The organism is Streptomyces sp. NPDC085927, from assembly GCF_044540975.1.
GTDB classification, from domain to species: Bacteria; Actinomycetota; Actinomycetes; order Streptomycetales; family Streptomycetaceae; genus Streptomyces; species Streptomyces hirsutus.
Genome location: NZ_JBITSN010000006.1, coordinates 424,118 through 449,169, shown reverse-complemented (window position 1 = coordinate 449,169; position 25,052 = coordinate 424,118). Strand labels below are relative to the sequence as shown.

The window sequence follows — 25,052 nt, the reverse complement described above, 5'->3', positions numbered from 1 at the left end:
GAGGCCGAACCATGTACGACCCCACAGTCGCCCGACTCACCTACCGGGCCCTGCTCGGCCGTCGCCGGGCCCTCATCCTGGGCGCCCTGCCCCTGCTGCTGATCGCGATCTCCGTGGCGGTGCGCGTCCTCGCCGGTGCCGACGACCAGACCGCGGCCGACGTGCTCGGCGGGCTGGCGCTCGCCACCATGGTGCCGATCATCGGTGTCATCGCGGGAACCGGCGCGATGGGCCCGGAGATCGACGACGGCTCGGTGGTGTACCTGCTGTCCAAACCGATCAAGCGGCCCACGATCATCTACACCAAGCTGATCGTGGCGATCGCCGTGACGATGGTCTTCTCGGCGGTGCCCACCCTGATCGCCGGCTTCGTCCTCAACGGCAACGGCCAGCAGATCGCCGTCGCCTACACGGTGGCCGCGCTGGTCGCCTCCATCGCGTACGCGGCGCTCTTCCTGCTGCTCGGCACGGTCTCCCGGCACGCGGTGGTGTTCGGGCTGGTCTACGCGCTGGTCTGGGAGGCACTGTTCGGCTCCCTGGTGCCCGGCGCGCGCACGCTGAGCATCCAGCAGTGGTCGCTGGCCGTGGCCCAGAAGGTCTCCGGCGGTGACCTGGTCACCTCGGACGTCGGTCTCACGACCGCGACGGTCCTGCTGGTCGTCGTCACCGTCCTGGCCACCTGGTACGCGGGCCAGAAGCTGCGCACGCTGACGCTCGCCGGGGAGGAGTGACCTCGCCCCGTTCCGCGCACCTCGTTCCGCTCCGGCACACCGAGCACGGGGGACAGCGAGGGTTACGGCTCACGATCCGACGGAAGGACTGATCGCGATGGCGGGTGGGACGGCCGGGCACGACGAACGGCGGGAGCACGAGGGCGGGGACCGGCCCGCTCACCGGCCCGCTCACGGGCCGGACGACCCACCCGTCCACGGGCCCGTGCACGGGCCCGACGACCGGCCGGATCACCGGCACGGCCACCGGACCCGTGACCGGGACGCCGAGGCCCGGGGCGAGGCCGAGGGCAGTGTCTCCCCCGCCCCGGACGACGTGGTCCCGGACGACGTGGTCCCGAATGACGTGGTCCTGGACGACGCCTTCATCCGTGCTGCGGAGACCGCCGAGCCGTCCGCCCGCGCCCGCATGCTGACCGAACGCTGGCGGCACGAGGAGCCGGAGCCGCAGCCCTGGCGCTCCGACGAGCCGCCGGCGGGGTGGTTCTTCAGCAAGGCACGCCGACGCCGGTGGCGCCGCCGCCGGGGATGAGCGCGCCGCGACGGCCGGCAGCGGTGCCCGCCCGGCCGCGTTCCGCTGACGGCGGGGCGGCCGGGCCCTCACGGCCCGCGGCCCCGAGGCTTCGCGACCTCGCGATCCCAAGCCCTCGGTGTGGTCCGGACGCCAGGCCCTAAATGAGTGGCACCCGCCTCGCCCGGCGGGCAGAGTGGTGGTGTCCGCATCGCCGGGAAGGTCCGGTGCCGTGATCCGGGAGAGGAGCGGGACGATGTCCATGCACGGCAGTACGTCCAGCTCCTGCCAGGGCAGCCGACGGCGGGCTCCGGAGTAGTTCCTGCTCCTTTGCCGAGTCCGCCCCACGGGGAGCTGCCCGGGGCGGCCGCTTCGAGCACGCGCATCAGCCGCGTGGGCCGCCCACCCGGAGGATTGGCCGAGAGGTAAGGCACCGGCTCGCTGAGCCGCGGTCGGGCGCAAGCCCGCGCACGTTCGATTCGTGCATCCTCCGCAGGACGTCGAACCCGCCCCGCTGAGCCCTCCGGTTCCCGAACGGCTCAGCGGGCGTCGCGTTCTCAGCCCAGCAACCGCTCCAGCACCACCGCGATCCCGTCCTCCTCGTTGGAGGACGTCACCTCGTCGGCCACCGCCCGCAGTTCCTGGTGGGCGTTGGCCATGGCGACGCTGTGCGCGGCCCAGGCGAACATCGGGATGTCGTTGGGCATGTCGCCGAAGGCGATCGTCCCCGCGGCCTTCGCCCCGAGCCGTCGGGCGGCCAGGGAAAGCCCAGTGGCCTTGGACAGGCCGAGGGGAAGCAGTTCGACGATGCCCTCGCCCGCCATGACGACGGTGACGAAACCGCCCGCGGTGCGGGTGGCCGCCTCGGCGAGCTCGTCGTCGGTGAGGGTCGGGTGCTGTATGTACAGCTTGTTCAGGGGGGCCGACCACAGGTCCGACGCGTCCGTGAGCGGCGTCGAGGGCAGTCGGCCCGTCACCTCGTAGCCGGGGCCGACCAGCACTTCACCGTCCAGCCCGTCGCGGCTCGCGGCCAGGTGCAGCGGGCCGGTCTCCGCCTCGATCTTGGCCAGTGCCACCGCGGCCAGCTGCCGGTCCAGCGTCACCGAGGTGAGCAGCCGGTGCGCCCCGGCGTCGTACACCTGGGCGCCCTGGCCGCAGACGGCGAGGCCCTGGTAGCCCAGGTCGTCGAGGATGGGCCGGGTCCAGGGAACCGCGCGGCCGGTGACGACGATGTGGGCGGCGCCCGCCGCGGTGGCCGCGGCGAGCGCGTCCCGGGTGCGGCGGGAGACCGAGTGGTCGTCACGCAGCAGCGTGCCGTCGAGGTCGGTGGCGACGAGTTGGTACGGGAACGGCGTGCTCACTTGGAAACCGGTTCCAGAAGCTCCCGGCCGCCCAGGTAGGGACGCAGCACCTCGGGGATCCGCACCGAGCCGTCGGCCTGCTGGTGGTTCTCCAGGATGGCCACGATCGTGCGCGGTACGGCGCACAGGGTGCCGTTGAGCGTGGCGAGCGGGCGCACCTGCTTGCCCTCCCTGACGCGGATCTGGAGCCGGCGGGACTGGTATTCGGTGCAGTCCGAGGTCGAGGTCAGCTCGCGGTACTTGCCCTGGGTCGGGATCCACGCCTCGCAGTCGTACTTCCGTGCGGCGGAGGACCCCAGGTCGCCCGAGGCGACGTCGATCACACGGAACGGCAGCTCCAGCGACGTCAGCCACTGCTTCTCCCATTCCAGCAGCCGCCGGTGCTCCTCCTGCGACTCCTCCGGAGTGACATAGGAGAACATCTCGACCTTGTCGAACTGGTGTACGCGGAAGATGCCGCGGGTGTCCTTGCCGTGCGAACCGGCCTCGCGCCGGAAGCAGGGCGAGAAGCCCGCGTAGCGGAGCGGCAGCCGGTCGGCGTCGATGATCTCGTCCATGTGGTACGCGGCGAGCGCCACCTCGGACGTGCCGACCAGGTAGAGGTCGTCCTTCTCGAGGTGGTAGACGTCCTGGGCCGCCTGCCCGAGGAAGCCGGTGCCCGCCATGGACTGGGGCCGGACCAGGGCCGGGGTCAGCATCGGGGTGAAGCCGGCCGCGGTGGCCTGGGCGATCGCGGCGTTCACCAGAGCCAGCTCGAGCAGCGCGCCGACGCCGGTCAGGAAGTAGAAGCGCGACCCGGAGACCTTGGCGCCGCGCTCGACGTCGATGGCGCCGAGGAGCTGGCCGAGCTCCAGGTGGTCCTTGGGCTCGAATCCCTCGGCGCCGAAGTCGCGGGCGGTGCCGTGCGTCTCGAGCGTGACGAAGTCCTCCTCGCCGCCGACGGGGACGTCGGGGTGGACGAGGTTGCTCAGCCTGACCAGAAGCTCCTGCGTCTCGGCCGCTGCCGCGTCCCGCTCCGCGTCGGCCGCCTTGACGTCGGCCGCGAGGGTGCCGGCCTTCTTCAGCAGCTCGGCCTTCTCGTCGCCGGTCGCCTTGGGAATGAGCTTGCCGAGCGCTTTCTGTTCGGCGCGCAGCTCGTCGAAGCGGACGCCGGACGACCTGCGCCGTTCGTCGGCGGACAGGAGGGAGTCGACGAGCGCGACGTCCTCTCCACGGGCGCGCTGCGAAGCGCGCACACGGTCGGGGTCCTCACGGAGCAGGCGAAGGTCAATCACGCGGTCAAGGCTACCGGTGCGTGGTGACGCTCCACGACTCACTATTCCACCGGAGTCGCTCGCGCCCCGTATGAGGGAATTGTGCAATGTGTCCATGAGGTGGAGCCGAGGTCGCCACAGGGCGTTCCGAGGGTCCACCACGGGGCGTTCCGGGGGCCGGCTCGGCGGCGATCGGGGTCAAGGAGGGTGGCCCACTCCCTGGAAAGGGTCAGTTCACGGGCTGCCCGTTGACTGGAATTCCTTGCGGAACCGGGATTCGGGGTCCGGTTGTCCACAGGTGTCCACAGGGTGGGGAAAGTTATCCACAGGGTGTGAAGAAAGTCTGTGGATTTCGGAATAGCTCATTCCGGAGCACGTGACCGGAGGCGAGGATTCCCGGCGCGAACCCTCCCTTACCTCCACTTTCGGTGAGAAAATGGTCACTCCAAAGGGTTGACGAGAGGAAAAGGGTGGACGAAAGGTGCCCGCCGGGCGAGTGAACGCGATCATGGACGGTAGGGAGATTTGTCGACGGAACGACACAACGCTGTCGACTTGTCCCCGGATCGAGAAGTTGGCCTGTGGATAACTTCTGTGGATAACGAAAATCGGTAAATAGGATTAATAGGACTGGGAAACTCAGAACCGGCCGTCCTGGCAGCGCGCCACCCAGTCCGCCGCGGACGCGAATTCGTCGTCCGAGGTCCCGGGCAGCGGCTCCCGCACCTCGGCCGGCCCCGCATCCGCCCGCGGGTACGAACCGAGGAAGCGCACCTGAAGGCAGACCCGCTTGAGACCCATCAGCGTCTCGGCCACCCTGCGGTCCGAGATGTGGCCCTCGGCGTCGATGCAGAAGCAGTAATTGCCGATGCCGGCACCGGTGGGCCGGGACTGGAGCAGCATCAGGTTGACGCCGCGCGTGGCGAACTCACCCAGCAGATCGCGCAGACCACCGGGGTGGTCGTCGCGCTGCCACACCACGATGGAGGTCTTGTCCGCGCCGGTGGGCGCGGCGGGGCGTGCGGGCCGTCCGACCAGGACGAAGCGGGTCTGGGCGTTCTCCGCGTCGTGGATCCCGGTCTCCAGGGCCTCCAGCCCGTACCGGGCCGCCGCGAACTCACCGGCGAAGGCCGCGTCGTACCGGCCCTCCTGCACCAGCCGGGCCCCGTCCGCGTTGGAGGCGGCCGATTCCCAGACGACGTCCGGGAGGTGCTTCTTCAGCCAGTTGCGGACCTGCGGCTGGGCGGCGGGGTGGGCGCTGACGGTCTTGATCTCCGACAGCCTGGTGCCGGGGCGGACGAGCAGCGCGAAGGTGATCGACAGCAGCACCTCGCGGTAGATCGTCAACGGGGTGCCCGCGACCAGCTCGTCGAGAGTGGTGGTGATGCCGCCCTCGACGGAGTTCTCGATGGGGACGAAAGCGGCTTCGGCCTCCCCGGCACGTACCGCGTCGAGCGCGGACTGTACGGACACGTACGGGATCAGTTCCCGGGTGGCCGCCTCCGGGAGAGTGCGCAGGGCGACTTCGGTGAAGGTGCCCTCGGGGCCGAGATACGCGTAGCTCGCTGGCATGACCTCACCCTAATGGGCCCACACCGAGGGCATCCCCGGATGCCCTCCCAGGAGTGACATACGAGTGGCATACGAGTGGTGTGCGAGTGGGGCGGGGGAGCCTCACCCCTCCAGCAGTCGCTGCCCCACGTACTCGCCCTCCGCCGCGCCACCCGGCGCCGCGAACAGCCCGCTCGCCTCGTGCCGGACGAACGGCGTGAGCGCGTCCCCCCGGTCGAGCTTGCGCTGCACCGGCACGAAACCGCGCAGCGGGTCGGCCTGCCAGCAGACGAACAACAGGCCCGCGTCCGGCACGCCGTCCGCGTCGATGCCGTCGTGGTACGAGAGCGGGCGCCGGAGCATCGCCGCGCCCCCGTTCTGGTCGGGGCGGGTGATTCGGGCGTGGGCGTTGATGGGGACCACCAGATTGCCCGCGGAGTCCGTCTTCTCCAGGTCCATCGCGGAGGTCTCGGTGCCTCCGGACAGCGGCGCCCCGTCGGACTTGCGGCGGCCGATGACCGCCTCCTGCTCCTTGACCGCGAGCTTCTCCCAGTCGTCGAGCAGCATGCGGATACGGCGGACGACCACGTAGGAGCCGTTCGCCATCCAGGCGGGGTCACCGTTCGCCGGTACGAAGATCCGCTGGTCGAAGTCGGATTCGGACGGCTTGGGGTTGCGTGTGCCGTCGATCTGGCCCATCAGGTTGCGGGCGGTCATCGGGCGGGCGGTGGCGCCGGGCGAGCGGTTGAACCCGTTCATCTGCCAGCGCACCCTGGCCGCCGAACCGGCGTCCTTCTGTACGGCACGCAGCGCGTGGAAGGCGACCAGGGCGTCATGGGCGCCGATCTGCACCCACAGGTCGCCGTTGCTGCGGGTCTTGTCGAGATGGTCCGAGGAGAAGTCGGGCAGCGGGTCCAGAGCCACCGGACGCTGCTTCTCCAGTCCGGTGCGGGCGAAGAAGCTGTGGCCGAAGCCGAAGGTGAGGGTCAGGGAGGAGGGGCCGGCGTCCTGTGCCACACCGGTGTCGCCGTCGGCGCTCGGCTCGCCTGCCATGAGCCGCCGAGCCGTGTCCGACCAGCGGCGCAGCAGGGCGGCCGCTTCCTTGCGCCCGGCGCCCGGTGCGAGGTCGAACGCGACGAGATGCCCGAGGGCCGGGAGCCCTTCGGTGATACCGGGCTGATGTTTCCCGTGAAACATTGCCCGGCCCTCACCCACGGAGGACAACGGGGTGGCTTCGGCCGGTGCGGCGGCGTAGCCCACGGCACCGCCCGCAGCACCGAGCACCAGCCCGGTGGCCCCGGCGGTGCCGAGCAGACGGCGCCGGGAGATGCCCTCCCGGGCGACGGGTGGGGCGGCGTCTTCCCGGGGTTCCGGCGCCACAGGGGTACGGGCCTCCGGAATGGACTGGTCAGCCATGGTGGTTCAGCCGATCTGTGCGTTCTTGGAGACGGTCACCTGGTCGATGTCGGAGGTCCGCACGGTCACCTCGACGGTCCAGTCGCCCGCCACGGGGATCTGCACTCCGCTCGCCGACATGTGTCCGGTGGCGATGCGGTCGGGGACGACGGGCAGCGGTCCGATGTCCTTCGCGGAGAGAGTGAGGGCGACCTTGAGCTCGGGGACGTCGAAGGCCTTGCCGTCGGTCCGCTCCACATAGACGTGCAGGTCGTTGCCGCCCACGCGCGCGGGGCTCAGGTCGACGGTGACGACGCCCTTGCCGTCCTTGCCGCCGGTGTCGAACGGCATGTTCAGGGTCACCGCGCCGGTCCCCTGAGCGAACGAGGGCGACGACGGGACCGAGGACGACGAGGCGGCCCTCGCGGCCTCCTGCTCCGTGCGCCCCGGTTCGGTCTGGGTCAGCACGGTGGTGATCGCGAGCAGGACGACGGCGATACCGGCCTCGGCGAGCACGGAGCGGCGCAGCCCGAAGCGGTTCGGGTCGGCGTCCCGCAGTCGCTTCTCCCGGGCGGTCGCCACGGCGGCCCGCTGCCGGGCGAGCTGCGCCGCCCGCGCGGAGTCCCCGCCGGTCTTCGCCCCGGTCTTCGCCCCGGCTCCCGACTCCTTCGACCGGACCTCGGCAGGCCCCGTGACGGCCGCGGACTTCTCCCGTTCGGTGTCGGCCGAGGCCGAGGCCGAGGCCGAGGCCGCGGAGACGGAAGCGGAGGCGGCTGCGGCCTTCTCCGTACCGGCCTCGCCCTTCCCGGTACCGGTGGTGGCTCCGGCGCTTTCCTGTCCTGCCCCGCCCTTGGTGGCCGACACCGCCGCCGCGGTTTCCTTCTGCTCCTCCCGGAGCGTCACCGGCGCACCTGGCTCCGCCAGTCGGGCCGTCCACCTCCGGGAGGCGTACGCGATCCCGACCATGACCACCACGAGCCCGATCTTGGCGAGCAGCAACTGCCCGTACCGGGTGTCGGTGAACGCCGACCAGGAGCCGAGCTGCCGCCAGCTCTGGTAGATCCCGGTGACGACCAGCGCGACCACACTGCCGAACGCGAGCCGCGAGAACCGCTGGACGGCGGCCGTGTCGACCGCGGTGTCGGCGGGCGCGCGGTGGAGCGCGACGAGCAGGGCGGTGAGCCCGCCGAGCCAGGCGGCGACGGCCAGCAGGTGGACGACGTCGACCGGCATCGCGAGGCCCGGCTGGAGCCCCTGGGAGGCGTGCTCGGACAGGGCCCAGCTCGAGGCGAGCCCGGCCGCCACGACCGTCCCCCCGATGGCGAGCCCGAAGGACAGGTCCCGCTTCTCCTCGTCGTTCCGCTGCTCCTGGGCGGCGCCGAAGAGCACCGCGATGAACAGCGCCGCCGCGGCGAGCAGCAGCAGCCGTGACACGAGAGCCGCGCCGGTCTTGGTCTGCAGCACCTCGCTGAGCAGCGTCAGGTCGAAGACGTCGCCGATCTTCCCGGAGCTCGTGTAGGAACCGCGCAGGAGCAGCAGTGCGAGGGTGGACGCGGTGAGCGTGAGCCACCCGGAGACGACCAGCCGCTGCACCGCCCGTACGCCGGAACCGCGCCGCCAGCAGGCGAGCACGAAGGCGGCCCCGCCGACCATGACCACGAACCCGGCGTACGACAGGTACCGTCCGGCGCTGTACAGCGAGCCGATCAATCCGTCGTCGGGGGACTGGGCGGAGGCCTCGACGGAGGTCTCTGAGGGGGCCCCGACGGAGAAGGTGAAGGCGCCGGCGACGGGATGGCTGTCCGCGGACACCACCTGGTAGGTGACGGTGTAGGTGCCGTCGGGCAGCCCGCCGAGCAGCTGCACGGTGTACGTGGTGCCGCTCGTGCCGGCCGGGTCGCCCTTGTCGACCCGTTCGCCCTTGGGGTCGAGGACGCGCAGGGCGTCGTCGCTCACCGCGACCGGTTCGGAGAAGGTGAGCGAGACCTGGGCGGGCGCCTTGTCGACCACCGCCCCCTGCCGGGGATCGCTGCCGGTCAGCGCGGCGTGCGCGGAGACGGGAGCGGCCCCGGCGAGGAGCGCGCCGGTGACGGCCAGGAACAGCAGCACCAGTATCCGGACGCGGGGGGCGATGGTCTGGGTCACGGGGGTTTCTCCCTCAGTGTCCGTGCTTCGGGGTGTAGGTGGCCGGCTTCACCGGAATCTCGACCGTGACGGGGTCGGAGTGGGCGAAGCGCAGTTCGACGGAGACCTTCTGACCCTGCTTCGGTTTCCGTGTCAGCTGCTCGAACATCAGATGGTTGCCGCCGCTCTCGAGCACGAGGCTGCCGTGGGCCGGGATGCCGAGCGCGTCGACCTCCTGCATGGCCCCGTCGACGGTCTCGTGCACGGTGACGCGGTCGGCGGCGTCACTGCTGACCGAGGTCAGCCGGTCGGCCGTGCCGCCCTTGTTGCTGATGACGAGGAAGCCGGCCGCCATGTCCGAGACCGGCTGCGGCATGTACGCGGAGCCGACGGACAGGTCCGCCTCGCCGTCCGGGCCCGAGCCCGAACCGTCCGAGTCCGAACCGCCGCAGCCGGTGAGGGCCAGCACCCCGGCGACGGCCACCGCCGCGAAGGCGTGCGGCCTTCCGAGGAGCTGCCTCCCCGCAAGCCGTCTCACGGCTTCTCACCCTTGATGATCTTGGGGAGGTCCGCGGTGTAGTCCTCGACGGTGGCGTCCTCGCCGTAGAGGAGGTAGCCGCCGTCGGTCTTCGGGGAGAAGGCGATGACCTGGGTGCCGTGATCGGAGACGACCTGGCCCTTGTCGTCCTTGCGCGGCGCGTTGATGGAGATGCCGAGGGTGCGGGCGCCGGCCTGGATCGTGTCGAAGTCGCCGGTGAGGCCGACGACCTGGGAGTCGATGCCCTTGAGCCACTTGCCGAGCGCGGCGGAAGTGTCCCGCTCGGGGTCGGTGGTGACGAACACGATCCGCAGCTCGTCCTGCTGGTCCTGGGGCAGCTGCTTCTTGGCCACCGCGAGGTTGTTCATGGTCAGCGGGCAGACGTCGGGGCAGTGCGTGTAGCCGAAGTAGATCAGCGTGGGCTTGCCGGCGGTCTCCGCGCGGAAGTCGTATTCCTTGCCCTGGGTGTCGGTGAGGACGAGGTCCGGCTTTTCGAACGGCTTGTCGAGGGCCGTGGAGGCCTTCTCCGCGCCGGCCTCCTCGGAGACCACGGCGATGGGCTCGCCGCTGTCGCCGTCGCCGCTGCCGCAGGCGGAGAGGGTCAGGGTGGCGGCGGCGAGCAGGGCCGCCGTGAGGGTCTTCTTGCGCATGATGGTGTCCAGAATGTAGGTGCTCCGGCACGCACCGGGGTTCCACCGGGCCGGGGAATCCCGGTGCGTGCCGTTGAACAGAGAAAGGCTCAGGCGTCGGCGCGCCGACGCCCGGCGAGTACGCCGTAGGCGACACCCGCGGCACCGACCACGATGCCGACGATGCCCAGGACCCGGGCGGTGGTGTCCGTACCGCCCGCGTCACCGGAGTCGGCCGCCGCGGTGGTCTCCGCGGAGGCGTTCTCGGTGTTCCCGTCGGACTTGGCGTCCTCGGCCGCGCCGTCCGACGCGCCGTGCGAGTGACCGTCGGCGGAGGCCTCGGCCAGGGTGAGCACGGGAGCCGGGAAGTCGGGCTCCTCCTGGCCCTCCTGCGGCACCTCGATCCAGCGGACGACCTCCTTGTTGGAGTACGTCTGCAGCGCCTTGAAGACCAGTTCGTCGGCGTCCTCGGGCAGGGTGCCGACAGACACCGGGAACTTCTGGAAGAAGCCGGGCCGGATGCCGGCGTCGTCACCGTCGGCGGTCCAGGTGACCTTGGTGACGGCCTCGTCGATCTTCTTGCCGTGCATCTCCAGCGGCTTGTCCAGCTTGGACTTGGTGACCTTGATGTCCCAGCCGTCGACCGGCTGCGGCATCACGGAGGCCAGCGGGTGGTCGGTCGGGAACGTCACCTCGAGCTTGGTCGTCGACGCGTTGTCGCGCTCGTTGGGGACCTTGAAGTCCACGACCGCGTAACCGCCCTTGGCCGCCTCGCCCTCGGGCTGCACGCTGACGTGCGCGAAGGCGGGGGCGGACAGGGTGAGGACGGCGACACCGGCGACAGCGCCGACGGCGGCGATACGGGAAGCCTTCATGGCAGAAGCACTCCGCTTCGGTTGGGTTTCACTGACGGTGAGGGAACCGCGTACGGCGCGTACGTCCCGGCCCGTCGGTGGCGACCGGGCCACGGACGGCTCGTCGTACGAGGGACGTACGAGCGGAGCAGGCGGGAAGCACGCGGGAGGCGCGCGGGGAAACGCGGGAAAGCGGACGCACACGCGCGTGCCGTGCCATGGCGCATGCGGGCACCCTCCTTCCGTCCGGAGGTCCGGCGGTCGTGGAGGGGCGGCCCGGTCGCGTCAGGCGGCGAGGGCGAGTGCGGCACCGGCCGGGGGCGGGCCCCGGCGGATCACCGAGTGCTGGAGTGCGGTGGTACGGGGTGTGGACGGCACGGCCGGTACGGTGCGCAACCGGCGCGGGGCCACCTGTGGAGCCCCCGGGAGACCCGCGCGCAGGGCACGCACCAGAGCGAGTGCCGCGCGGAGAGACCGTACGAGGGCGCCCTCGGCCACACCGTGCGCCGACAGTTCGGTGAGCCGCAGCAGAGCCAGGTCACCGCGGCGCAGCAGCCAGCCGGTGGCGAGTGCCGTGAGGACGTGCACGAGCAGCATCGGCAGGGACGGCAGCAGCGGCATCGCCGAGGCCGCGGACGAGGGGTCCGCGGCCAGGGTCAGGACGCCGTCCTGGGCGTGCCCCCCGTGGGTGCCGCCGGCCGTACTTCCCGTACCGCTCGTGCCGGGGTGGACCCGGGCGTCGGTGAGGATGCGCTGCGCCTGCGCGGGGCTGATGGCCACCGTGCCGGCACCGCACATCAACCGGGCCGCCTGCTCGATCAGCGAGGTGTCCGACAGGGACTCGGACACGGACGACGACACGTTCGCGGGGGTCGCGGCGCCGTGCTGGCCGATGCCGAACAGGGTGTGCAGCACCGTCTGGCAGACCGCCAGCGGGACGGCGATGCCCGGAAGGGACCGCGCGCGTCCGGCGAGCGGTACCGAGACCACGAACGTCCCGAGGAATCCGACGCCCAGGGTCCACAGCGGAACTGCTGCGTGGGAGGCGAGTGTGTGACCTGCCCCGGCCAGCACGACACAGACCGCGGCGAACACCGCGGCCCGCAGTATCCGGAGCCCGAGTCCGGAGCGCACCGTGTGCGGGTGGGGGGCAGTCATGGCGGGCTCATCATCGCACTGGGCCGTCGGCCGCCGTACGGCAGGTCCGCAAGGAGAGCTACGGCCGGGAGATCACTTATGTACGAGGTGCACCATATACACCGGTCGGCTCCACGGCGCACCCGCCATATGGGGGTTATCACGTCAACGGGACGCTTACAAGCGGGTACGCAGGGCAATAGGTAACGGTATGTCGAGCCGCGGCCGGGAGGCTGGAGCATGAGCATCTGGTGGTCACTCCATCTGCGCCGTGATGCTGCGAGCGTGCCCCTCGCGCGTCGCCTTCTTCTCGGCGCGATGGAGACCGCGGGCGTCGACCCCGACATCTCCTACGACCTCTCCGTCGCCCTCACCGAAGCCTGCGCGAACGCCGTCGAGCACGGCGGGGGCGCCGCCCGGGGCGAGTCCTCGGAGGCGTACCGGGTGACCGCCTACCTCGAGGGCGAGAAGTGCCGTATCGAGGTCGCCGACGCGGGCCCCGGCTTTCCCGCCGTGGCCGGCGGCCGCGCCCACCCGCCGGCCCGCCCCGCGCCGTACGACGCGGAACACGGCCGCGGCCTCTGTCTCATCCAGGAGCTCGCCGATCACGTCCACATCGGCAACAAGCCCGACCGGAGCGGCGCCGTGGTGAGCTTCGACAAGATCCTCAAATGGCGCAAGGGCGCGCCGCTGATGGCGGTGTGACCTCACCACCGGCTCGAGAGCCGGCGGGCGCGCGGAAACGCACCCGATCGCACCGCACCTGATCGCGGTGCATCCGATCGTGGTGAACCCGATCCCGCCGCACCTGATCACACTGCGGCCGGTACCCCGCGCGGGGCACCGGCCGCAGTACGTACATCAGCCCGTCGAGCGGTCCATCAACCCCTCGAGCGGCGATCAGCCCTTGAGGGCCGCCATCCACGCCTCGACCTCGTCCGACCGCCTGGGCAGCGCGGCGGAGAGGTTCCGGTTGCCGTCCTCGGTCACCAGGATGTCGTCCTCGATGCGGACGCCGATGCCCCGGTACTCCTCGGGGACGGTCAGGTCGTCGGCCTGGAAGTACAGGCCCGGTTCGACCGTGAGCACCATGCCCGGCTCCAGGGTGCCGTCGACGTACGTCTCGGTACGGGCGACCGCGCAGTCGTGGACGTCCAGGCCGAGCATGTGGCCGGTGCCGTGCAGGGTCCAGCGGCGCTGCAGACCGAGCTCCAGCACCCGCTCCACCGGGCCCTCGACCAGACCCCACTCGACGAGCCGCTCGGCCAGGACCCGCTGGGCGGCGTCGTGGAAGTCCCGGTACTTGGCACCGGGCTTCACCGCCGCGATACCGGCCTCCTGGGCGTCGTACACAGCGTCGTAGATCTTCTTCTGCAGCGCGCTGTACGTGCCGTCGATCGGCAGCGTACGGGTGACGTCCGCCGTGTAGTACGTGTGCGTCTCGACACCGGCGTCGAGCAGCAGCAGGTCACCGGAGCGGACCGGGCCGTCGTTGCGCACCCAGTGCAGGGTGGTGGCGTGCGGGCCGGCGGCGCAGATGGAGCCGTAGCCGACGTCGTTGCCCTCGACCCGCGCGCGCAGGAAGAACGTGCCCTCGATGTAGCGCTCGCTGGTGGCCTCGGCCTTGTCGAGGACCTTCACGACGTCCTCGAAGCCGCGCACGGTGGAGTCGACGGCCTTCTGCAGCTCGCCGATCTCGAAGTCGTCCTTGACCAGCCGCGCCTCGGAGAGGAAGACGCGCAGCTCCTCGTCGCGCTCGGCGGTGACCTTGTCGGTCAGCGCCGCCTCGATGCCGGCGTCGTACCCCCGCACGACGCGCACCGGCCCGGTGGCCTCGCGCAGGGCACCGGCCAGCTCGCGCACGTCGGAGGCGGGGATGCCGTACCGCTTCTCGGCCTCGGTGAGGGAGTGGCGGCGGCCGACCCACAGCTCGCCCTGGCCGTCCAGCCAGAACTCGCCGTTCTCGCGGTCCGAGCGCGGCAGGAGGTAGATCGTCTCCTGGTGGCCGTCGGCTGTCGGCTCCAGGACGAGGACGCCGTCCTCGGTCTGGTTGCCGGTGAGGTAGGTGTACTCGACCGAGGCGCGGAAGGCGTACTCGGTGTCGTTGGACCGCGTCTTCAGGTTGCCCGCGGGGACGACCAGACGCTCGCCCGGGAAGCGCGCGGACAGCGCGGCGCGGCGGGCGGCGGTCTCCGCCGCCTGGGGGATCGGCTCGAGGTCACGCAGCTCGGTGTCGGCCCAGCCGCCCTTCATGTTCTCGGCCAGCTCGTCGGACACGCCGGGGTAGAGGCCGTTCTTGCGCTGCTTGACGGGCTCTTCCTCGCCGGCCTCCCGGTCCGCCGCGACTTCCGGACCTTCCGGGCCGGGCATACCGGCGGCCTCGTCGAACGCGGTCGGGAGCTCTTCTGCCACAGCGGTCATCCTCCTCGGTAAAGCTCTGGACCTCCCCCAGGGTGTCGGCTTCGTCCGGGCCGGGGGACCTCCTCCATCGTACGGTTACCGACGAAACGGTCACCGGGGGGAAGGGCCTGTTACCGAGGGCGCGCGGAGGGCGACGGGAGCGAGCCGCCGGCACGGGAGCGGGCACGGCGCACGCACAGGGGCGGACACCCGGCCGGCCGCGAACCGGCACCTTCCCGCCCGTCCGGCGCCGTCTCCCCCGTCCCGTCCGGGCGGCTACTCGAACCGTGCGGCCAGCAGGACGACGTCCTCCATGGAGTCCGTCGTCTCCGTGCCCTCGGGCAGCACGGTGCGCAGGACGTGGTCGGCGATCGCGCCGGGGTCGCGCCGCAGCGCCTGGGGCACCCCGGCGGCAGCCGCGTGCAGTCGCGCGAAGGCGCGGTCGGTGGGATCGCCGGTACGGTGCAGCAGCCCGTCGGTGTAGAGCAGAACCGTCTCTCCCGGTTCCGCGTGGACCTCCACGCTCGGCGCCTCCCAGCAGGCGAGCATGCCCAGGGGGGCCGAGACCGACGTCTCCACGAACTCCGTGCGGCGCTCGCCGAGCAGCAGCGGCGGACTGTGCCCGGCACCGGCCAGCGTGATCCTGCGCAGCGCGGGTTCGCAGTAGCCGAACAGCGCGGTGGCCGACCGGGCCGGTTCGGTGAGCCGCAGCAGCAGTTCCAGGTCGGACAGGACGGCGACCGGGTCCTCTCCCTCCATCACGGCGTACGCGCGCAGGGACGCCCGCAGCCGCCCCATCGCGGCGACCGCGCTCGGTCCGGCCCCGGTGACGGACCCCACGGCGAGGCCGAGGGCGGCGTCCGGCAACGGCAGCGCGTCGTACCAGTCGCCGCCGCCGTGCGGGGAGGTGCGGTGCCGGGCGGCGAGCTGGACACCGGGGATCCGGGGCAGGCGTGAGGGGAGGAGCTCCTCGGACATGGTGGTCATGGACACACGCGCGCGCTCGAGTTCCAGGAGGCGGGCGAGATGCTCGGCGGCGTACCGGGCGTAGAGACCGATGAGGTGCCGCTGGCGTTCCGAGGGCTCGGCGGGTTCGTCGTAGAGCCACACCGCGGCGCCCAGGCGCCGCGCCGCTTCTGCCGCCCGCGTGGTGTCCGTGCCGGCCACGGCCCCGGGGGTGAGGGGCAGCGTGTAGCTCGCGGCATAGCCGAGGCGGGCGGCGACCTCGCGGTGCCGGGGGTCGAGCCCCTTCTCGGCGAGCAGGTCGGGTACGGCGATGCCGTCGGTGCCGGGCAGTCCGTCGAGGATCCTGCCGTAGGGCACCGCGCTGCGCGGGATCGTCTCGATGTGGCCGAGATCGGCGCGGGCCAGTCCGAGCCCGATCGTGGTGTCCGGACCGCGACCGTCGGGGGGTTCCAGGACGACGAGACCGCGCCGGGCACCCACCAGGGCGGCGCCGGCGCGCAGCAGCTCCCGAAGCGCCTCGTCGAGGGAGTTCGTGCGGGCCAGGCGTTCGGTCAGCTCGTGGAGGGTCGTGAGGTCGGAGACCCATCCCGCGAGCCGGTCCTGCAGAAGCGCGCCCGGTGCGTTCTGGGAGTTTGCAGGGGCGGTCGGGGAGGTACCCGTAGCAACGGACGCGACAGTGTGTGCGGGGGCCGGAACCGTTGAATCGATTCCAGCCACTTTCGGAGGGTGCGGGGCGTTCATGGCGTCCGGCTTTCCCGCCGGTACGAACTGCTCAAAAGCATCGCAAACCCCCATGTCGTCCTGCGTCGCCGGCAGTGTCTCCACATGTACACGTTCTCGTGAGGAGATGTCCAGCATTGTCCTGCCGGGATTCCTGGTGTCCGTGGGTCCGGAGGGAGTCCGGAGGGAACTCGCTCCCACCCTCTTGCCGAAAATGAAACTTGGCTTGAAACTGCCTCAGGGGGAGGCTGATTGCGGTCGACTGGGCTCGCTCGACGGAGCGTCACAACGGTCGTGATGGGTACGTACTCGGAGAAGGCCAGGGGTGGTTGGGAATCACCCGGGAACCTGGCGACGGACCCGGGCGTCTTAACCACCGACGACCGTGCCCCATCCTCCCGTGGCGGAGGCGGAGAGAAACACGCGCGACGGTAAACGCCAGACTTCGCCACCCCCACGCCACCCCGTGCTTCCGATCGATGCGGTACGGGTGGCACGGCCGCGGAGGCAGCCCTTGCTCGGCCCACAGGGGGCTCCCCTTGCCCGATGCAGGGGTGTGATGCGCCAACAGGTACGCACAGTAGGTACGCACAGTGCAGTGATCGACACATGTTGTGACGTGGACCACGGTGTTGCCAGGCGTGCAACGGAAAGGAACGAGCGCTCATGCGCGAGATCCTCGGAAGGCGACGCAGGCTCCTGTCCCGGCGAGGCGACGGTGGGCCCCAGCTGATCGAAGCAGCCCTGACCTTCGCCTCGGACTGGCAGTGGCCGGTACTCCCGGGTGTGGCGACGGACCCGCAGGGCGGGTCCCGTTGCGGCTGCCCGGACCCCGAATGCACAGTGCCGGGCGCCCATCCCTTCGACCCCGGGCTCCTCGCCGCCACCACCGACGCGCGCATGGTGCGCTGGTGGTGGGGCAACCGGCCCACGGCGCCCGTCGTCCTGGCCACCGGGGGCAGGGCGCCCTGCGCCGTCTCGCTGCCCGCGGCGCCGGCCGCCCAGGCCCTGGACGCCCTCGACCGGCTCGGCATGCGGCTCGGCCCGGTCGTCGCCTCGGCGGACCGCTGGTCGATCCTGGTCAAGCCGTACTCCCTGGAGCAGCTGGGCGAGCTGCTGTACGCCAAGGACTTCGTCCCCGGCTCCCTCCGCTTCCACGGTGAGGGCGGCTACCTCGCCCTGCCCCCGTCCTCCACCGGCCTGGGGGAGGTCCGCTGGGAGCGCGCGCCGCTGCCCGGCTCGGCCTCGCCCTGGGTGCCCGATGTCGAGGCCGTGGTGGACGCCGTGGTCGAGGCCCTCACCCGTACGGGTGTGAGCGCGCCCGAGAAGTAGCGGCTGCCGGCGGGTGCGGCGTCCGGTGCTTCCTGTCTTCGCGCGGCGTCCGGCGGCTTGGCCGGCTCCACGGTTTCCGTGCGCCCCACCCGACCCTCGGCGGGGCGGTGACTCTCGGTGGGGCGGCTTCGAGCGGTACTGCACGCCGGTGGCGCAGACACGGAGTTCGGGAACCGGGCCGGACGCGGGCCGCTGTCGTGCCGCGTGCCGCTGTCGTGCCGGGGAGCAGCCGGCCGGTGGGGACCGCTGGTTGCCATGCGACTGCGTTCTGTGAAGAAGAGTGGTCACAGAAAGACCCGGTTGCTGGCGACGGGGGATGCACCAGCAACCGGGCTACGGGAACGGTAACAAGAGATCGGCTGTTAGCAAATTCGATCTCAGCTTTTCCGGTCACCGACTGGCTTGTCTCCGCCGGGAGTTGTGGAGCAAGCCGGACATGCGGGCCGGGCGGTCGCGCTGACCGGGCGGTCAGCGCGACCGGGGAGCGTGCCCGTGCCTCAGCTGAGGGTGACCTGACGGTTGGTCAGGCCGCCGCGTGCGCGGCGCTCGTCGGCGGTGAGCGGGGCATCGGTGGCCAGGGCCGGGGCGAGGCGCTCGGCGAACTCGGCCGCCGGCTTCTCCACATCCTCGGCGCCGACCCCGCTGGGCAGGTCCCAGACCGGCACGGTGAGTCCGTGGGCGCGGAAGGACCCCACGAGACGGGTCCCCTCGCCGAGGGAGGAGCGGCCCGCCGCGTGCAGCCGCGCCAAGGCGTCCAGAAGCTGCTCCTCGGGGTGCGGCATGACCCACCGCAGATGGTTCTTCTCGGGTGTCTCGCACCAGTACGCGGAGTCCACGCCCGAGAGCTTGACGGTCGGGATGGCCGCCGAGTTGGCCCGCTCCAGGGAAGCGGTCACGTCCGGGGCGGCGTTCTCCGGGTCGGGGACCCAGAACTCGAAGCCGCTGTGCACCACCGGCTCGAACGCGCCCTCGGGGTCGAGGAGATCCTGCAGCCGGGGCCCGTCGGCCGGAGCGCGGCGGGCCTGCACCGGGGTGCCCGGATCGGCGACGAGCGCGCGCTGGAGGGTGTCGGCGAGGTCGCGGCTGATGTCGCCGGACGACGTGTCGTTCTGCAGGCCGAGGAGGATCGAACCGTCCTCGCGGCGCAGCGCGGGCCAGGCCATCGGCAGTACGGTGGCCAGGGTGACCGACGGGACACCCTCGGGCAGGCCGTCCTTGAGGGGCAGCTCGACGGTGGCCGCCGGCACCAGTTCGCGCAGCGCCACCCAGTCGCACTCGCCCGGCAGCCCTTCGAACGGGCGGTGCACCAGCTCGGTCACGGCGTGCGCGGCGGCACGGCCGTGGCAGGCCTTGTAGCGGCGGCCGCTGCCGCAGGGGCAGGGTTCGCGGGCGCCGACGACCGGGATCTCTCCGTCCGTGAGCTGCGGGCGCTTGGCCTTGGTCTGAGGGCGCTTCTTGGCCATCGTGGGTGTCTCCCGGTTACGGCTCGTCTCGTACGGGCGGGAGCCTAGTCGGTCACGACGCGGCTGACGGGACCCTGTGGACAACATGCCGACCGTGGGTGACGCGCGAGCCGTACGGGGCCGGGTCCGTACGGGACCGGGGCCCGTGCAAGGCGGCCGCGATGCGACCGTGAGGCGGCGGACGGTGGCCGCCCGTGGCCGCCAGCGGCCGACGGTGGACGACCGCGCGGAGTGGTCGTGGGGGATCACCGCGCGTGCGTCGTCAGTCGAAGCGCTCGAAGGCGTCCGCGAACTCCAGGCCGGACAGCTCGGACACCGAGGGCGCCGTCACCCGCGTGGCGAAGTCGTCGCGCCGGTGTCCGGCGTCCGGGTCGTGCACGTCGTCGTGGACGACGGCCCACACCGTGACCTCGCCCGGTACCTCGTCGCGTACGCCCCAGTCGTCGGCCAGCGCCGTGATGATGTTCAGCCCCCGGCCGCCGTGCGCGGTGACCGACGGGGTCGCCGGTGCCGGCCGGGTCGGGCCTCCGCCGTCCGTGACCTCCACGACCAGCCGGCCGCAGGGATCCACCTGCCAGGCCGCGCGGACGTCACCGTCCCCGGTCGGGGCGTCGCCCAGGGGTCTGCCGTGTTTGCACGCGTTGCTCAGCAGTTCGGAAAGGATCAGTACGGCATCGTCGATGACCGTGTCCGCCACGCCGCCGTCGCGCAACTGCAGGCGCATGCGGCGCCTCGCTTTCCCCACGCCCGCAGGGCCATGGGGTACGGCCATGCTCGACGACGTGGGCACCTCCTGTGCCACCACCAACGCCACCCCCGAAACCTCCTTTGCCCCACGCCACGGTGTGAATGCCCCATGGGCCTGAACCGGAAACCGGCCCATCCGTGTGCGGTGACGCACTCGAAACAGTCGAGCACGCACCGAATGCGCCGGAGCACTCCTCGTAGTCGGATGGCTGGATTCAGTCGATGTGGCCGAGATGTGAGGATGGAACGAGAGGGGGGCCGTGGTCAAGGGCCCTGCGCCGAGCAGGGCGGACCGCATGGCCGGCCCGCCCCGTCCCGCTCAGCGGCCGAGCTGGTCGAGCACCGCGCGGGGGCGGTTGGTGATGATGGCGTCGACCCCGAGACCGACGCAGGCGTCCACGTCCCGGGGATCGTTCACGGTCCACACGTGCACCTGGTGGCCGGACCGCTTCAGGCGCTCGATGTACGCGGGGTGGCTGCGGACGATCCGGATCGAGGGCCCCGCGATCGGAATCCCTTCCGGCAGCCGCCCGTCACGCAGGCGGGGCGAGACGAACTGCATGAGGTGGACCGTCGGCAGGGTGGGCGAGGCGGCGTGCACACGATGCAGCGACCGCGCGGAGAAGCTCATCACGCGTACCGGGGACTCCTCGGGGGTGCCGGGCGCGTCCAGGCCGAACCTCTTCAGCAGGAGCAGCAGCCGCTCCTCCACCTGCCCTGCCCACCGCGTGGGGTGCTTGGTCTCGATCGCCAGCTCCACCCGGCGGCCGGCGTCGGCGACGAGCTCCAGCAGCCGCTCCAGGGTGAGGACGGAGGTCGCCTCCCGGTCCTCCGGCCCGTACTCCCAGTCGGGCTCCTCGGCCCGTCCCCCGAGTGGGTCACGGGTCTTCCAGGAGCCGAAGTCCAGGGCGGACAGATCGGAGAGCTCCAGCGCCGACACCGCCCCGCGGCCGTTGGACGTACGGTTGACGCGACGGTCGTGGACGCAGACGAGATGGCCGTCCGCGGTCAGCCGTACATCGCATTCGAGTGCGTCCGCACCGTCCTCGATCGCCTTGCGGTACGCGGCCAGGGTGTGCTCGGGGGCGTCCTCGGAGGCTCCGCGGTGGGCGACGACTTGGGGCGGGCGCTGACGTGCAGGGGTCACGGCGTCATGGTGCCATCGCGTGGGGGTACCTGTGCGAGCGCATGGGTGTCGAGGGGGTGGGCGACGCGGACGCCTGACCGGAGGCATGGGATTGGTGCACCCTTAGTGAGTAATGCCCTATGTAAGGGATGGTCTCGCACCCACAGGAACGGCTTATGGTGCCCTGACGGCCCATGGGAAAAGCTGACGTCATACAAAGAGACATGCACAGCTGAAGCGCGCCGGACTCGTCGACACGCGTGATCGAGCGTGAATGAGCGTGACCGAGTGCGACCTGGAACAACAGCCGTGGATCGAGGAGAGAGAGCTGTGAGCACCGAGAACGAGGGCACAAACGAGGGCGCATCGGTACCCCCGGCCCCGTCCGTACCGCCCACGCCGGTGGACGCTCCCGCTGCTCAGGCGCATCCGGGGCGCCCGGCTCCGGACGGGGGCAGTCCGACGACCCCCCTGCCCCCGGTCCCGCCGAACGCGCCCGGTACGGCACAGGGCCACGGTGCGTCGCCCTACCCGGGATACGGCGGCGGCGGAGACCACGGCGGATACGGCGAGCCGGCCGGACACGGCGCCCCGGCCGCCCACGCGGGCCAGGGAGGCTACGGCGCCCAGGACCAGCCCCCCGTCGGCCCTCCGCCGGGAGCCCCGGTGGGAGCCCCTGCGGGAGCCGCCTCCCCGCCCGACGCCTCCTGGCCCCCGCCCCCGGCGCCGGGCACCCCGTCGTACGACGGTGGCGGCGCCGGTGAGGGAGCCGGCGGCGGTGCGGCCGGATGGGGCTCCTCGTACCAGGAGCCGGCGCCGAAGAAGGGCGGCAGGCGCGGCCGCCTGGTCGCCACCGTCCTGGTGGCCGCACTGGTCGCCGGCGGCCTGGGCGGCGGCCTCGGCTACACGCTGGCCAAGAACAACGACGACGGCAACGGCTCGACGACCGTCTCGTCGTCCACCAGCGGCGGCAACGTCAAGCGCGACCCGGGCACGGTCGCGGCGGTGGCCGCCAAGGCGCTGCCGAGCACCGTCACCATCGAGGCGGAGAGCAGCAGCGGCGAGGGCGGCACCGGCACGGGGTTCGTGTTCGACACCCAGGGGCACATCGTCACCAACAACCACGTGGTGGCGGATGCCGTGGACGGTGGGAAGGTCGCGGCGACCTTCCCGGACGGCAAGAAGTACGACGCCGAGGTGGTCGGTCACGCCCAGGGCTACGACGTCGCGGTCATCAAGCTGAAGAACGCTCCCTCGAACCTGAAGCCCCTCACGCTGGGCAACTCCGACAAGGTCGCCGTCGGCGACTCGACGATCGCCATCGGCGCCCCGTTCGGCCTGTCCAACACGGTGACGACCGGCATCATCAGCGCGAAGAACCGCCCGGTGGCCTCCAGCGACGGCACCGGCAGCCAGGCCTCGTACATGAGCGCCCTGCAGACCGACGCCTCGATCAACCCGGGCAACTCCGGCGGACCACTGCTGGATGCCCAGGGCAACGTCATCGGCATCAACTCCGCCATCCAGTCCACCAGCAACGGCGGCTTCGGCACCGGCCAGTCCGGCTCCATCGGCCTGGGCTTCGCCATCCCGATCAACCAGGCCAAGTACGTCGCCCAGGAACTGATCAAGACGGGCGAGCCGGTGTACGCCAAGATCGGCGCGTCGGTCTCCCTGGAGGAAGGCACGGGCGGGGCGAAGATCACCGAGCAGGGTGCCGGCGGCTCCGAGTCGGTCGACCCCGACGGTCCCGCCGACCAGGCCGGTCTGCGGCCCGGTGACGTCATCACCAAGCTCGACGACCGCGTCATCGACTCCGGCCCGACCCTGATCGGCGAGATCTGGACCCACAAGCCGGGCGACGAGGTCACCCTCACCTACGAACGCGGCGGCAAGGAACAGACCACGAAACTCACCCTGGGCTCCCGCGTCGGCGACAGCTGACCCCACCCCGGCCGCACCGACCCGTTACCCTTGTCCCCGCGCCGCCGATCATCCGGCGAGCGCGGGGAGGTGTGCCCGAGCGGCCTAAGGGAACGGTCTTGAAAACCGTCGTGGCAGCGATGTCACCGTGGGTTCAAATCCCACCGCCTCCGCGCGATGAGCAGTGAGAACGACCCCTGGCCAGGTCCTACGGTCAGGGGCCGTTCTGCTGCCTGCTGCCCGCTGCTCACCGTCTCTGCCCGTGGTCTCCGCTCGACCGGGCGCGGAAGGGGCACGGTCCGGGGCACGCACGGACGACCGTGTGAGGACATCGGCGACGGGCGCCGGATGCGGCCGGCCGGCGACCGACCGGCACCTTGCGGACGATCTCGTGGGGAGCGGCGGGTTCCACGACGCCGCCCGTGCCCCGAGGGCTCGGACTGTTCCGTGACGGGCGAACCATCTTCTGTGGGCCCCTGGTGGGACGATCACGTCGTCTTCCGAGTCGATTGCGGAGCGACTGCCCGGCGCAACACTTCCCACGCGTCCACGCCGGCGCGAACGCTGCTCCTGCCGCGCTGTTTCCACCTCTCGGTCGATTCGCCAAGGCGGTGGTGAGTGTGTTGCGCCGCTGATTCCCATGATTCCCAGGACTGTTCCGAAACGCCGTGATGAAGACATCGGCCCGGATGAAGACATCGGCCCGGATTCCGCTTCCGGAATCCGGGCCGCCTTTAATTGGACGACGGGCGCTCAGCCCCGCCCCCCGCCCATCACGTGCGGTTGGTGGAGCTGCCTTGGGGCGAGTGATCATGGCCCGTAAGTCGATGGCGAGTCGGGCGGTCTGTGGGCCTGTCCGTTGAAGTCCGACGGTGAGCCATGATTGGGGGGGGGACTCGCCCCACAATGGCTTCCTGACCACCTGTTCCATCCGTTGGCGTGATCGGTCTGCTGCGAACGGGGTGACGGATTGAGCGAGTTGGCCGACGCGCCGGCATGGAAGAGGGCTTTTCGGCAGCTCGAGCACAGTCAGCCGAAGAGCGCCACGAGGTGCCCCACGCCCACAAGGCGCTGCCCGGTGGGCGTGTCACCTGGCCACCCGGTGGGGCGGGGCGGGCGCTGGAATGGTCAACGCTGGGAGACCAGTGGCGTTCTCCTTGGGCGGCGCACCGGAATGGCTCCGGATAGCACTCCCGCGGGTGAGGCAATGCGTGCGCACGCGGGATCCGGAATATTTTCGGCCACCGCTTTCGGTGCTGCCGAGGTGGCGTCAGAGGCCTTGGCCCAATGTCTGCTTGACGCCGCCGATGAGGGAGCCGAGAACGCCACCCGCAGGGCCGAGCTCAGCATTTCCCTGTGAGCTTTCCTGGGGTGCCGAGTCCGTGGGTGCGGCCACTGCGGTACCCATGGCGAAGAGTCCCGCGGTGACAAGGCCGGCGAGAACAATGGCGGTGCGACGAATCATTTCCATACCCTTACAGTGGGTGACGAGACGATCACGGATCGTATCAGGCGGCATGCCGGCAACGGGAAAGCCACAAAGGGATGTGCCGTATCGGCCTGCGCGAATCACCGTGACGACCGCACGCATGGAAGGCCGGCAATACCGATGTCCGGCCGGCCGAGAAGCGCGTCGGGAGCGAAGGGGCCGTCGGCTCTGTCCTGAGCCGGGGCATGCGGGCTCTCTGCGGTCAGGAGGCCGCTCGCAGCAGGCGGAGCTGGCCGATTTCCGTTGCGTTCTTCAGGAGTTCGGTGTTCACCCAGGCGATCGTGTGGGCCACGGTGTGCGCCGGGTCGCCCGGCCAGGGGAACGGGGCCGTGGCGTCCAGATCGGTGTCGGTGAGGTTGTCCAGGACCGTCTGCCACTCCGTCCGCAGGCCGCGCAGCCACTGGACGGTCGGCGCTCCTTCGCCGGGCCAGGTGATGTCGGCCCGCTCCCGGGGCTGTCGCCCGCGCGTGTGGTCCAGGGTCACGCTCCACCACCAGCCGATGTGCCAGCTGACCCAGGCGATGGTGGGGACGGGGACGGGGTCGGGCTCGGTCTCGGCCCAGTCCGGTTCCCAGGTTCCGTCGGCGGAGCGGTGCAGCGTCCAGCAGTGAGGGGTGGGCTCCCACAGGAAATCGTCCGGCTCCAGCCGCTCCAGGTGGTACTCGAACAGCGACCAGGTCAGGTCGAACTGCCAGCGCAGGAGTTGTGTCCGGGAGACGGGTGAGGAACCGGAAGCGGTGAGGCCGGGGGTGCTCGGCTCCGGGGTGCTCGGGTCGGGGGTGCTCATTGAGGTTCCTTGGCC

Annotated in this window: 20 protein-coding genes and 2 tRNA genes; 7 read left to right on the top strand and 15 right to left on the bottom strand. The window is 71.3% G+C overall.

The window, feature by feature from the left end:
* Positions 1 to 11: 11 nt before the first annotated feature.
* From ACIF80_RS19360 to ACIF80_RS19350, 3 genes are all read left to right on the top strand, one after another.
* On the top strand, positions 12 to 731 hold the full coding sequence (locus ACIF80_RS19360) for an ABC transporter permease subunit (RefSeq protein WP_399806034.1): 720 nt from the start codon (positions 12 to 14) through the stop codon (positions 729 to 731).
* 316 nt (positions 732 to 1,047) lie between these two features.
* Positions 1,048 to 1,263, top strand: coding sequence for a hypothetical protein (locus ACIF80_RS19355; RefSeq protein WP_399806145.1), 216 nt, complete (start codon positions 1,048 to 1,050; stop codon positions 1,261 to 1,263).
* A 387-nt stretch (positions 1,264 to 1,650) separates the two neighbouring features.
* Positions 1,651 to 1,735, top strand: a tRNA-Ser gene (locus ACIF80_RS19350).
* 64 nt (positions 1,736 to 1,799) lie between these two features.
* Here the strand turns inward: ACIF80_RS19350 and ACIF80_RS19345 are convergent.
* The 9 genes from ACIF80_RS19345 to ACIF80_RS19305 all read right to left on the bottom strand — a co-directional run bounded on the left by ACIF80_RS19345 (position 1,800) and on the right by ACIF80_RS19305 (position 12,105).
* Positions 1,800 to 2,603, bottom strand: coding sequence for an HAD family hydrolase (locus ACIF80_RS19345; RefSeq protein ID WP_399806032.1), 804 nt, complete (start codon positions 2,601 to 2,603; stop codon positions 1,800 to 1,802).
* The gene (serS, locus tag ACIF80_RS19340) at positions 2,600 to 3,877 is read right to left on the bottom strand and encodes a serine--tRNA ligase (RefSeq protein ID WP_399806030.1); all 1,278 of its coding nucleotides are present in this window, start codon (positions 3,875 to 3,877) and stop codon (positions 2,600 to 2,602) included. The genes ACIF80_RS19345 and serS overlap by 4 nt, the downstream gene beginning before the upstream one ends.
* A gap of 618 nt (positions 3,878 to 4,495) precedes the next feature.
* Positions 4,496 to 5,428 carry a prephenate dehydratase gene (gene pheA, locus ACIF80_RS19335; RefSeq protein WP_399806028.1) on the bottom strand — a complete coding sequence of 311 codons (933 nt, stop codon included), beginning with the start codon at positions 5,426 to 5,428 and terminating at the stop codon, positions 4,496 to 4,498.
* Between the two features lie 102 nt (positions 5,429 to 5,530).
* Entirely contained in the window at positions 5,531 to 6,823 is a 1,293-nt protein-coding gene (efeB, locus tag ACIF80_RS19330) for an iron uptake transporter deferrochelatase/peroxidase subunit (RefSeq protein WP_399806026.1), read from the bottom strand.
* A gap of 6 nt (positions 6,824 to 6,829) precedes the next feature.
* The gene (locus ACIF80_RS19325) at positions 6,830 to 8,947 is read right to left on the bottom strand and encodes a copper resistance CopC/CopD family protein (protein WP_399806024.1); all 2,118 of its coding nucleotides are present in this window, start codon (positions 8,945 to 8,947) and stop codon (positions 6,830 to 6,832) included.
* A gap of 13 nt (positions 8,948 to 8,960) precedes the next feature.
* Positions 8,961 to 9,464, bottom strand: a complete 504-nt coding sequence (locus tag ACIF80_RS19320) for a copper chaperone PCu(A)C (protein ID WP_399806022.1) — start codon at positions 9,462 to 9,464, stop codon at positions 8,961 to 8,963.
* Entirely contained in the window at positions 9,461 to 10,114 is a 654-nt protein-coding gene (locus ACIF80_RS19315; RefSeq protein WP_399806020.1) for an SCO family protein, read from the bottom strand. The genes ACIF80_RS19320 and ACIF80_RS19315 overlap by 4 nt, the downstream gene beginning before the upstream one ends.
* 89 nt (positions 10,115 to 10,203) lie before the next feature.
* The gene (locus tag ACIF80_RS19310) at positions 10,204 to 10,968 is read right to left on the bottom strand and encodes a YcnI family protein (RefSeq protein ID WP_399806018.1); all 765 of its coding nucleotides are present in this window, start codon (positions 10,966 to 10,968) and stop codon (positions 10,204 to 10,206) included.
* 264 nt (positions 10,969 to 11,232) lie between these two features.
* On the bottom strand, positions 11,233 to 12,105 hold the full coding sequence (locus ACIF80_RS19305; RefSeq protein WP_399806017.1) for a hypothetical protein: 873 nt from the start codon (positions 12,103 to 12,105) through the stop codon (positions 11,233 to 11,235).
* 219 nt (positions 12,106 to 12,324) lie between these two features.
* Between ACIF80_RS19305 and ACIF80_RS19300 the strand changes: the two genes are divergently transcribed.
* Complete coding sequence (locus ACIF80_RS19300; protein ID WP_399806015.1) at positions 12,325 to 12,789, top strand: ATP-binding protein; 465 nt, start codon at positions 12,325 to 12,327, stop codon at positions 12,787 to 12,789.
* Positions 12,790 to 12,984: 195 nt separating this feature from the next.
* Here ACIF80_RS19300 and ACIF80_RS19295 read toward each other — a convergent pair whose 3' ends face one another.
* Positions 12,985 to 14,454 (bottom strand): aminopeptidase P family protein, encoded by a 1,470-nt coding sequence (locus tag ACIF80_RS19295; RefSeq protein ID WP_399806143.1) that lies wholly within the window; start codon positions 14,452 to 14,454, stop codon positions 12,985 to 12,987.
* 306 nt (positions 14,455 to 14,760) lie between these two features.
* Positions 14,761 to 16,308 carry a PP2C family protein-serine/threonine phosphatase gene (locus ACIF80_RS19290; protein ID WP_399806013.1) on the bottom strand — a complete coding sequence of 516 codons (1,548 nt, stop codon included), beginning with the start codon at positions 16,306 to 16,308 and terminating at the stop codon, positions 14,761 to 14,763.
* Between the two features lie 528 nt (positions 16,309 to 16,836).
* Between ACIF80_RS19290 and ACIF80_RS19285 the strand changes: the two genes are divergently transcribed.
* Positions 16,837 to 17,502, top strand: a complete 666-nt coding sequence (locus ACIF80_RS19285) for a bifunctional DNA primase/polymerase (RefSeq protein WP_399806012.1) — start codon at positions 16,837 to 16,839, stop codon at positions 17,500 to 17,502.
* Between the two features lie 497 nt (positions 17,503 to 17,999).
* Here the strand turns inward: ACIF80_RS19285 and ACIF80_RS19280 are convergent, their stop codons facing one another.
* The 3 genes from ACIF80_RS19280 to ACIF80_RS19270 form a co-directional block, all read right to left on the bottom strand.
* The gene (locus ACIF80_RS19280) at positions 18,000 to 18,965 is read right to left on the bottom strand and encodes a DUF5926 family protein (protein WP_399806010.1); all 966 of its coding nucleotides are present in this window, start codon (positions 18,963 to 18,965) and stop codon (positions 18,000 to 18,002) included.
* Positions 18,966 to 19,227: 262 nt separating this feature from the next.
* Complete coding sequence (locus ACIF80_RS19275; protein WP_399806008.1) at positions 19,228 to 19,866, bottom strand: ATP-binding protein; 639 nt, start codon at positions 19,864 to 19,866, stop codon at positions 19,228 to 19,230.
* 165 nt (positions 19,867 to 20,031) lie between these two features.
* Complete coding sequence (locus ACIF80_RS19270; protein ID WP_399806006.1) at positions 20,032 to 20,859, bottom strand: glycerophosphodiester phosphodiesterase; 828 nt, start codon at positions 20,857 to 20,859, stop codon at positions 20,032 to 20,034.
* 309 nt (positions 20,860 to 21,168) lie between these two features.
* On the opposite strand from ACIF80_RS19270, the gene ACIF80_RS19265 reads away from it, so the two are divergent.
* Together ACIF80_RS19265 and ACIF80_RS19260 are read left to right on the top strand one after the other, a co-directional pair.
* Positions 21,169 to 22,782: a S1C family serine protease gene (locus tag ACIF80_RS19265; protein WP_399806003.1), complete on the top strand. Its 1,614-nt coding sequence runs from the start codon at positions 21,169 to 21,171 to the stop codon at positions 22,780 to 22,782.
* 65 nt (positions 22,783 to 22,847) lie between these two features.
* A tRNA-Ser gene (locus ACIF80_RS19260) sits at positions 22,848 to 22,934 on the top strand.
* A gap of 1,518 nt (positions 22,935 to 24,452) precedes the next feature.
* On the opposite strand, the gene ACIF80_RS19255 is transcribed toward ACIF80_RS19260, so the two are convergent.
* Complete coding sequence (locus ACIF80_RS19255) at positions 24,453 to 25,037, bottom strand: DinB family protein (protein WP_399806001.1); 585 nt, start codon at positions 25,035 to 25,037, stop codon at positions 24,453 to 24,455.
* Positions 25,038 to 25,052: the final 15 nt, after the last annotated feature.

Excerpts from the sequence above, each read along its gene's own strand:
- ACIF80_RS19300 (WP_399806015.1), top strand. The coding sequence starts at position 12,325 with ATGAGCATCTGGTGGTCACTCCATCTGCGCCGTGATGCTGCGAGCGTG.
- efeB (WP_399806026.1), bottom strand. The coding sequence starts at position 6,823 with ATGGCTGACCAGTCCATTCCGGAGGCCCGTACCCCTGTGGCGCCGGAA.
- ACIF80_RS19310 (WP_399806018.1), bottom strand. The coding sequence starts at position 10,968 with ATGAAGGCTTCCCGTATCGCCGCCGTCGGCGCTGTCGCCGGTGTCGCC.
- ACIF80_RS19305 (WP_399806017.1), bottom strand. The coding sequence starts at position 12,105 with ATGACTGCCCCCCACCCGCACACGGTGCGCTCCGGACTCGGGCTCCGG.
- pheA (WP_399806028.1), bottom strand. The coding sequence starts at position 5,428 with ATGCCAGCGAGCTACGCGTATCTCGGCCCCGAGGGCACCTTCACCGAA.
- ACIF80_RS19295 (WP_399806143.1), bottom strand. The coding sequence starts at position 14,454 with ATGCCCGGCCCGGAAGGTCCGGAAGTCGCGGCGGACCGGGAGGCCGGC.
- ACIF80_RS19280 (WP_399806010.1), bottom strand. The coding sequence starts at position 18,965 with ATGGCCAAGAAGCGCCCTCAGACCAAGGCCAAGCGCCCGCAGCTCACG.
- ACIF80_RS19315 (WP_399806020.1), bottom strand. The coding sequence starts at position 10,114 with ATGCGCAAGAAGACCCTCACGGCGGCCCTGCTCGCCGCCGCCACCCTG.
- ACIF80_RS19290 (WP_399806013.1), bottom strand. The coding sequence starts at position 16,308 with ATGCTGGACATCTCCTCACGAGAACGTGTACATGTGGAGACACTGCCG.
- ACIF80_RS19360 (WP_399806034.1), top strand. The coding sequence starts at position 12 with ATGTACGACCCCACAGTCGCCCGACTCACCTACCGGGCCCTGCTCGGC.
- ACIF80_RS19285 (WP_399806012.1), top strand. The coding sequence starts at position 16,837 with ATGCGCGAGATCCTCGGAAGGCGACGCAGGCTCCTGTCCCGGCGAGGC.
- ACIF80_RS19255 (WP_399806001.1), bottom strand. The coding sequence starts at position 25,037 with ATGAGCACCCCCGACCCGAGCACCCCGGAGCCGAGCACCCCCGGCCTC.